Annotated in this window: 7 protein-coding genes and 4 tRNA genes; 8 read left to right on the top strand and 3 right to left on the bottom strand. The window is 42.1% G+C overall.

What is annotated here, in order from left to right; translation table 11 throughout:
* Window positions 1-496 (top strand): IS3 family transposase (locus tag BCU75_RS19730; RefSeq protein ID WP_133148306.1); only part of this gene is annotated, 496 nt, incomplete at its 5' end.
* A gap of 538 nt (window positions 497-1,034) precedes the next feature.
* On the opposite strand, the gene pssA is transcribed toward BCU75_RS19730, so the two are convergent.
* Together pssA and BCU75_RS19720 are read right to left on the bottom strand one after the other, a co-directional pair.
* Window positions 1,035-2,375: a CDP-diacylglycerol--serine O-phosphatidyltransferase gene (gene pssA, locus BCU75_RS19725; protein WP_102474830.1), complete on the bottom strand. Its 1,341-nt coding sequence runs from the start codon at window positions 2,373-2,375 to the stop codon at window positions 1,035-1,037.
* Between the two features lie 91 nt (window positions 2,376-2,466).
* Window positions 2,467-2,898 carry a GNAT family N-acetyltransferase gene (locus tag BCU75_RS19720; RefSeq protein ID WP_102474829.1) on the bottom strand — a complete coding sequence of 144 codons (432 nt, stop codon included), beginning with the start codon at window positions 2,896-2,898 and terminating at the stop codon, window positions 2,467-2,469.
* 66 nt (window positions 2,899-2,964) lie between these two features.
* Between BCU75_RS19720 and murB the strand changes: the two genes are divergently transcribed.
* Both murB and birA read left to right on the top strand, forming a co-directional pair.
* A complete protein-coding gene (gene murB, locus BCU75_RS19715) occupies window positions 2,965-4,011 on the top strand; it encodes a UDP-N-acetylmuramate dehydrogenase (protein WP_102474828.1) in 1,047 nt (348 codons plus the stop codon).
* Window positions 4,008-4,973 carry a bifunctional biotin--[acetyl-CoA-carboxylase] ligase/biotin operon repressor BirA gene (birA, locus tag BCU75_RS19710; protein ID WP_102474827.1) on the top strand — a complete coding sequence of 322 codons (966 nt, stop codon included), beginning with the start codon at window positions 4,008-4,010 and terminating at the stop codon, window positions 4,971-4,973. Before murB ends, birA begins: the two co-directional genes overlap by 4 nt.
* A 7-nt stretch (window positions 4,974-4,980) precedes the next feature.
* On the opposite strand, the gene coaA is transcribed toward birA, so the two are convergent.
* Entirely contained in the window at window positions 4,981-5,904 is a 924-nt protein-coding gene (coaA, locus tag BCU75_RS19705; protein ID WP_102474826.1) for a type I pantothenate kinase, read from the bottom strand.
* A 210-nt stretch (window positions 5,905-6,114) separates the two neighbouring features.
* On the opposite strand from coaA, the gene BCU75_RS19700 reads away from it, so the two are divergent.
* The 5 genes from BCU75_RS19700 to BCU75_RS19680 all read left to right on the top strand — a co-directional run.
* Window positions 6,115-6,190, top strand: a tRNA-Thr gene (locus BCU75_RS19700).
* Window positions 6,191-6,235: 45 nt separating this feature from the next.
* Window positions 6,236-6,320, top strand: a tRNA-Tyr gene (locus tag BCU75_RS19695).
* A 38-nt stretch (window positions 6,321-6,358) separates the two neighbouring features.
* Window positions 6,359-6,433, top strand: a tRNA-Gly gene (locus BCU75_RS19690).
* 14 nt (window positions 6,434-6,447) lie between these two features.
* Window positions 6,448-6,523, top strand: a tRNA-Thr gene (locus BCU75_RS19685).
* A gap of 95 nt (window positions 6,524-6,618) precedes the next feature.
* Window positions 6,619-6,810, top strand: a 192-nt coding sequence (locus BCU75_RS19680) for a GTP-binding protein (RefSeq protein WP_241905392.1), incomplete at its 3' end; no start/stop codon positions are given.

Genomic DNA, 6,810 nt, shown 5'->3' with positions numbered 1-6,810 from the left:
AGAAGAAGTTCTGGTGAGCGATATCACTTATGTTCAGTCGAATGAGGGCGTTCATTACTTGTCATTGGTTACCGATGCCTTCAGTCGTAAAATCATGGGTTATGAAGTCAGTAATGAAATGAAAGCGAGCGATGTTGTGAAGGCCCTAGATATGACGGTAAAAACTCGATGTTATCGTCATGCGACAATCCATCACTCAGATAGAGGGCTTCAGTATTGTTCTAGTCTTTATCAAGAGAAGCTTAAAAAGCATGACATAACACCGTCGATGACGGATGGTTATGACTGTTACCAAAACGCGTTAGCTGAGCGCGTCAATGGTATCCTCAAGCAAGAATTCTTGCTTACTCAGTGCAAAGATCTTCGCGAGTTGAAAATGCTTGTTGATGAGTCGATATATACGTACAACGAAATGAGGCCGCATCTCAGCCTAGGTATGAATACGCCAAATAAGATGCATGAAAAAAGCCAGCAACTTGCGTTACTGGCTTACTAAAATCGTCAACGTATTTTAGGACGAGACAAGAAAAGTGTTTTTTTTCTGAATGAGTTCCATAGAGATGTTGTCCTCATTTATCGGCCCTACATGAAACGCTCCCGCTATACCGGAACATATTAGAAAGCCTAGTCTGACGACTAGGCTTTCGTCGTTTCTAGGCCGATATTTGACGGATTCCTAAAAGGTTTAGCATTATCTTTACGTGTAGGAATAAAAAAGAGCAAAGTCTGAAATGGCAAATAACACCATGCCATCATGTATCAGAAAAACTTGTAAGAATAACGGGGCCTGTTTGTTTAGCTCTGACTAGGTATTGGATTTCTAACGCTTCCACTGTTTAATTGGCTATTGTTTTTATGTTCGTATTATTTGTGATACACAAAGACAAAGGTTTAGAGCAAAAACATCTTACTGCTCTCTTTCGCCCTAAGTGCTTTTGAAGGGTTTTGTTCAATTGCTTGTTAATCTACGTTTGACAGATATAAAAACGCCTAGCGTTGCTAGGCGTTGATAAATCACGTTGTAAAATGATTTGCTACAGTATTTGTTTGAGCACTCTGTCTGCTTTTACACGAGTGATTTTTCGAAGCAGCTTTTGTACTTCTATTGGGTAGCTATCTATCTTATCTAACTGCTTGTAAGTACATATAAGCTGAGTATGTTGAAGAATATTATCGACCTCAACTTGGAATTTATCGGTTAGATGGTGGTAGTTATCTTGAATAAAAATACCATTCTCTAGATCCAGTTTCCAAGCTCGAGGATTTAGGTTATTTCCTGTTAGCAACATATAACGCTTATCGACCCAGATACCCTTGAGATGGAAGCTATTAGAGTCGTGCTGCCAAAGTCGAATAGATAGATTGCGACTGGCAATATGGGCTTCATTTGCTTTAGCAAAACGACGTAAGTTCAACTCGTAAAGGTAAGGTAGTCCACCAATCGTTTTAAACTCTTCTTCAGGAGAGATAAAGAAATCGTTCGCTGTTTTATCCCCAACAACGATGCTGACCTTTACCCCACGCCTAAGCGCTTTTTTTACTTCTTTCGCTAAACTCGGTGGGAAGTTGAAGTAAGGCGTACAAATAAAGATTTCATCTTTAGCTTGAGCGACAAGTTGATTGATTCCCTGATTCAGGCGGTTACGCCTCTTACCTATACCGACTAATGGTGTCAAGGCTACTTGGTCAGGTGAAACATCTTGATTATCGAATTGGTATTGAGATCTTGCCAATGATGCACGAAACTGGCGAATGGCTGGTTTTAGTTCTTTGGTAACAGGTTTGTTCTTATCCGCTAAATCATAAACAGCACTATCTGCGACCATTTGTTCGTGCACATAAGCAAACATTGAATCTGCAAGCGCTGCATTGTTTAAAACATGGTAGCGATCAAAGCGATAGCGGTCATGGTAATTTAGATAGATATTGTTAAGGCTTGCGCCACTGTATATTACGCTATCATCGACAATAAAGCCTTTTAGATGCAATACACCGAAAACCTCTTTACCACGAACAGGGATGCCATAGACAGGAACTGAGTACTGATACTTTTCATCAAACTCTTTGTACATTGCTGCATTGCCTTCTGAAGACTCTGCACCAATTAGTCCGCGTTGTGCTCTATGCCAGTCGACACAAACACTCACGTCCAATTCTGGGTTCTTTTGCTTTGCTTCATATAAGGCAGTTAGGATCTCACGGCCAGCCTCGTCATCTTCAAGATACAAAGCGACTAAACTAATACGAGTCGTTGCGCGCGATATCTCATCAAGTAAGCGAGTTCGAAACTCTTGCGCTGATAGTAGTACTTCAAACTTGTCAGGATTCTGCGCTATGGTTGGCAACTGTATGAATGGATTCCTACTGGCAATCATATTGACTGTTTTACCTTAAAAATATGCAAAATTGCGAACCTTTAATTTTACCAAAGGGATAGCATCAAATACTAGATAATCGAGGCATTCTCTAACAATTTTGCTGATAATGCATAGGAATGAGATCTTTTCCGCTATTCGAATAGCGTTCGTACAAAACTCTTAGGCCATTAGGAAGATCTTTAGGGTCTACTTGCATGAACTTGTGTCGAGAGTAAAAGTTGGTGAGATGAGCATAAGCAAAGCAATAATCGCTTTCTGTTAGCGTATGTTTCGTACAATAATCCATAAGCAGAGATCCTAATTGCTTACCACGATGTTGTTTTGATATCGCCATACCAGTAAGTAAGCGATTATCTTCAATGGTGCGAAAACGCACGACACCACAAAGCTCGTTATCTAGTAACAGCGAATAGATCAGTTCACTCTTGTTCGCTTTTCCCGTTGGATAATGTTCCTTATAGAAACGTTTAACTAGGGGAACCTTTACTGGGTCTAATTGAGTAATGATGACATTGTTCATTCAGTCACTGCGCCATTGGTTTATCTGCTGTAGAATGATGGCAGTGTAAGTTAATTGAATATCGCCATGCAATTCCATCTCAATGCTAGTTTAAAAAATGTTCATACTTTTTCTATCGATCAGACCTGTGATGCGTTGGTTGAAGTAACTACGATCGACGAACTGATTTCGGTTTATAGGAATCCTAAATGGTCAATTTCACCTAAGTTAATTCTGGGTAAGGGCAGCAATATGCTTTTTACCAAGCATTTCGCTGGTTTGATCATTGTGAATAAATTAGCTGGGATTGAGCTGACCGAGACGGACCGTCATCACCTTCTGCATGTGAGTGGTGGTGAAGATTGGCCAAGCTTGGTTGAGTGGAGTGTTGATAAAGGGCTAGGTGGACTAGAAAACCTCGCAATGATACCTGGCTGTTCAGGCTCTGCTCCGATTCAGAATATTGGTGCGTATGGTGTTGAACTGCAAGACGTATGCGAGTATGTCGATATTCTGTGTCTGGATACTTATACAGTTAAGCGATTAAGCAAAGAGGAATGTCTCTTTGGCTACCGAGATTCTATTTTTAAACACGCTCTTTATGGCAAAGCGATTGTTGTTGCGATTGGTTTGATCCTACCTAAAGAGTGGAACCCATGTAATCACTATGGTCCGTTAAAAAGCCTACCGGCTGAGACTCTCTCTCCTCGTACTATATTTGATGAAGTATGCGCTATCCGTTCAAGTAAGTTGCCAGATCCTAGAGTCCAAGGCAATGCGGGTAGCTTCTTCAAAAACCCTGTGATCACCAAAGATCATTTTGATCGCTTGTTAGCTCTATATCCCAACATTGTCGGCTATGAGAGTAATAGCATGATCAAAGTAGCTGCAGGCTGGCTGATTGATCAATGCCAGTTCAAAGGCGTGACAGAAGGCGGTGCTCAAGTTCACCCAAATCAAGCATTAGTTATCATCAATTATGATGAAGCGTCTGCTACGGATATCCTCAGACTTGCAGCACGAGTACGTCAAGCTGTCCTAGACAAGTTCGACATATCATTGGAACACGAAGTTCGCTTCATGGATCAAGACAGTGAGACAAACCTGGATAAAGCTTTGGAGTCATTGGTATGAGAGAGCACAGTACCAAGCTTGCACTATTGAGATGTCTTGCCGATGGAGAGTTTCATTCTGGTGAAGACTTAGGTGAAATGATCGGTGTATCACGAGCGGCTATCAGTAAGCACATTAAAGGTATCCAAGAGTGGGGGTTAGATATCTATCGAGTACAAGGCAAAGGTTACAAGCTAGCCAGTCGTTTAGATATGCTTGACCAAGAAAAATTGTCTGCTGTTAGTCGTGATGCTTCTCTTGAACTCATTCCGATCATAGGTTCAACAAACCAACACCTATTAGAGCGCACCAATACCCTCGAATCGGGGTCTGTCTGTATTGCTGAATATCAAGCTGCAGGTCGTGGACGTCGTGGAAGAGAGTGGGTATCGCCATTTGGTGCAAATCTCTATCTTTCAATGTATTGGAGGCTCGATGCAGGTATGGCTGCCGCTATGGGGTTAAGCCTTGTTGTGGGTGTTGCTGTTGTTGAAGCCTTGGAAGAGATGGGTGTTGAAGGCGTTAAACTGAAATGGCCAAATGATCTTTACCACAATGACAAGAAACTCGCGGGTATTTTAGTCGAGTTGTCAGGACAGTCTGGTGGCGCTGCTCATATTGTTATTGGTTTGGGACTAAATCTATCCATGGACCCGACAACATCAGGTATTGACCAGCCGTGGACGTCTCTCAAAGAGGTCTGTGATGGACAGGTGCCCGACCGTAACCAGTTAGCACAGGCTTTGATCAATGCTTGGGACAAGTCACTTGCCGACTATGAGTTGAAAGGAATGTCTAATTTTGTCGAACGGTGGAACCGCTTAGATAATTTCTTAGGTCGCAAAGTAAGGTTGATTATTGGACCTAGAGAAATTGAAGGTGTCGTTCTGGGGATTGATGAACAAGGCGCCGTGCTGCTCAAAACTGATAATGGTACAGAGAGCTATATCGGGGGAGAAATCTCGCTGAGAAAAGGAGACTAAGGCTCTACTATTTTCTTAGTAACACTTCTTCGACCATATGATCTGCGCCCTTACGTAGAATCAGGTGAGCCCTTTCTCTGGTCGGAAGGATATTTTGCTCTAGGTTTAAACCATTAATTGATTGCCAAATACCTTCTGCTTTTTCCTTAGCGGCTAGATCAGATAATTTAGTGTAGTGCCCGAAATATGATCCAGGTTTAGCGAAGGCACCTTCACGAAACTTCATAAAACGATTTACATACCATTGTTGAATTTGAGTGCTTTCGGCATCGACATACAAAGAGAAGTCGAGGAAGTCTGAAATGAAAACTCTATGAGGCTCATGTGGGTAATTCATACCGCTTTGTAAAACGTTGAGCCCTTCAATAATGAGCACATCAGGTAAGTCGACCTCTTTTACGTCCTTGGTAATATTGTAGGTAAGGTGAGAGTACACAGGTGCTGTCACATTACGCTTACATGCTTTTACGTCTGAAACAAAATTGACTAGCGCTTTAATATCATAAGACTCTGGGAACCCTTTCTTACTCATTAATCCTTTTTCTTCTAGTATTTCATTTGGATATAAGAAGCCATCTGTCGTAACTAGTTCAACTTTCGGGTGGTTTTCCCAACGAGATAACAAGGCTTTCAATAGACGAGCTGTTGTGCTTTTTCCTACAGCTACACTGCCGGCAATACCAATGATGAATGGTGGCGCAGTTTCTTTCTTATCCAGAAATTGATGAAGCACTGAGTTTCTATTTTGTCGAGCGGCCACATAGAGGTTTAACAGGCGCGACAACGGTAGATAAATCTCTACTGCTTCTTCCATTGTCAGCTTTTCATTGATGCCTTGAAGCTCTTTCAAATCGCTCTCCGAAAGTGTCATCGGAACTAAATTCCTTAGTTCAGACCACTGCGCGCGGTCAAATGACATATATGGGCTCATACAAAACTCTATAGTGGATAACAAAACAAGTGCATGGAAAATACATCAAGCGATAGATAAATTAAATATCTTCCTTTACTAGATGCGGATTAAAGGCAGAAACCTTGAGCTAAATAACCGTATATAGGAATTTGATAGGAGAATTTTCCACTTTTTTTCAATTTACTATTGCAAGGTGGAAAATCATTCAATAAAATGCGCCCCACTTGTGCCGACTTAGCTCAGTAGGTAGAGCAACTGACTTGTAATCAGTAGGTCACCAGTTCGATTCCGGTAGTCGGCACCACTTTCTCCCCTCTATTTATAGGGAGCGAGAGAAAGATCAAAATTTGGAGGGGTTCCCGAGTGGCCAAAGGGAGCAGACTGTAAATCTGCCGGCACTGCCTTCGATGGTTCGAATCCGTCTCCCTCCACCATATTCTAAAGGTTAAATAGCTCAAAAGAGTTACGTGTTGCGTGCATCGTATAATGGCTATTACCTCAGCCTTCCAAGCTGATGATGCGGGTTCGATTCCCGCTGCACGCTCCAACTCATTTTTGTGTGCTGATATAGCTCAGTCGGTAGAGCGCACCCTTGGTAAGGGTGAGGTCCCCAGTTCGACTCTGGGTATTAGCACCAGTCTAAAGCTTCTTCTCCTTTAATAAAGAAAACCATTTTTTTTGGTTGCGTGGTCTTATTTTAAGCCACCTAATCCGTACCTAGAGGGACACCCCATGTCTAAAGAAAAATTTGAACGTACGAAACCGCACGTAAACGTTGGTACTATCGGCCACGTTGACCACGGTAAAACAACTCTAACTGCTGCTATCTGTACTACACTTGCAAAAGTGTACGGCGGTGTTGCTAAAGATTTCGCATCTATCGATAACGCTCCAGAAGAGCGTGAGCGCGGTATCACAATCGCA

The organism is Vibrio splendidus (assembly GCF_002873455.1).
Lineage (GTDB): Bacteria > Pseudomonadota > Gammaproteobacteria > Enterobacterales > Vibrionaceae > Vibrio > Vibrio splendidus_J.
This window is presented reverse-complemented; position numbering and strand designations above follow the sequence as displayed.

What these genes read in the sequence shown, in the direction of transcription:
- BCU75_RS19720 (WP_102474829.1), bottom strand. Translation starts at nt 2,898, where the DNA reads ATGAACAATGTCATCATTACTCAATTAGACCCAGTAAAGGTTCCCCTA.
- coaA (WP_102474826.1), bottom strand. Translation starts at nt 5,904, where the DNA reads ATGAGCCCATATATGTCATTTGACCGCGCGCAGTGGTCTGAACTAAGG.
- birA (WP_102474827.1), top strand. Translation starts at nt 4,008, where the DNA reads ATGAGAGAGCACAGTACCAAGCTTGCACTATTGAGATGTCTTGCCGAT.
- murB (WP_102474828.1), top strand. Translation starts at nt 2,965, where the DNA reads ATGCAATTCCATCTCAATGCTAGTTTAAAAAATGTTCATACTTTTTCT.
- pssA (WP_102474830.1), bottom strand. Translation starts at nt 2,375, where the DNA reads ATGATTGCCAGTAGGAATCCATTCATACAGTTGCCAACCATAGCGCAG.